Genomic DNA, 1142 nt, shown 5'->3' with positions numbered 1-1142 from the left:
TTATCTTCTTTCTGTAGTAAGATTCTTTCAGATAGTATAAAAATTTTCCTTTAAATACAGCTGATATTACTTTTATGGGAATAAAGAATCCATCTCTTGAAGTAATCCATCGCTTCTTATCCATGGATAATCCCCCTCCTGTTACTATAGAGTGGATATGGGGATGATCCATAAGATTTTGTCCCCAAGTATGTAGTACTGAGATAAATCCTATCTCTGCTCCTATGTATTTAGTATCTTCAGAAAGTTCTATTAATGTTTCTGAACTAGCTTTAAAAAGAATGGAATACATTTCTTTCTTGTTATTTAACATTAGGTTATTTAATATATTTGGAACTGTAAAAACTACGTGAAAGTATTGAATAGGAATTAGATCTTTTTTCCTATCTTCTAACCACCTTTCCTTGGCAAGACTTTGGCATTTAGGACAGTGTCTATTGCGACAGGAGTTGTATGAGATTCTTAAGTGACCACAATCTTCGCATATATCTACATGGCCTCCAAGTTTTGATGTGCGGCAGGCTTGTATTGCATTCATCACTTTTAATTCTGTTGAGGACAGTTTATGGTTTTGCCTATACTCTTCGCCGTATTGATTGAGTATATCTGCTACCTCCACCATGCTAAACATCCACCATTGTATCTAATGGGCTTCTAATTTGCAGCACATCTTTTCTGCTTAGATGAATGTAAATACTTGTGGTTTTAGGATTGCTATGTCCCATAAGCTGTTGAATATGATAAATATTGGTTCCTGCTTCTACCAGATGGGTGGCAAAGCTGTGCCGAAGAGTGTGAACAGTAGCATCTTTTTTTATGCCTGCTTTTATTTTAGCTGTTTTGAATACCTTCTGTATTGTACGGGTGGAAATCGGTTTATCCATAGCATTACCAGGGAATAGCCACTCCTTGGGGTGATAGTATTTCCAATAATCTCTTAGTACTTCTAAGTTTTTGGGTGAAAGCAGTGTATATCTATCTTTTTGACCTTTCCCTTGAACTACTCTAATTTGCATGTTTCTGCTATCAATATCTGATACTTTCAAATTAGTGGCTTCACTCACTCTTAACCCTGCAGCATAAATGGTAATTAAAACTGTTCTGTGTTTTAAATTAACAACTGAATTAAACAAGTCATTTAT

2 protein-coding genes are annotated in these 1142 nt (G+C 35.1%); both read right to left on the bottom strand.

Going from position 1 to position 1142, the window contains the following annotated elements; genetic code table 11:
- Positions 1-622, bottom strand: a 622-nt coding sequence (locus CHB72_RS25760; RefSeq protein WP_176431630.1) for an IS91 family transposase, incomplete at its 3' end; no start/stop codon positions are given.
- A 1-nt stretch (position 623) separates the two neighbouring features.
- Positions 624-1142, bottom strand: a 519-nt coding sequence (locus tag CHB72_RS25755; RefSeq protein WP_176431629.1) for a tyrosine-type recombinase/integrase, incomplete at its 5' end; no start/stop codon positions are given.

This window comes from Anaerovirgula multivorans, assembly GCF_900188145.1.
GTDB classification, from domain to species: Bacteria; Bacillota; Clostridia; order Peptostreptococcales; family Natronincolaceae; genus Anaerovirgula; species Anaerovirgula multivorans.
Note: the sequence above shows the minus strand (reverse complement) of the source record. Positions and strands in the feature narration are given on the sequence as shown.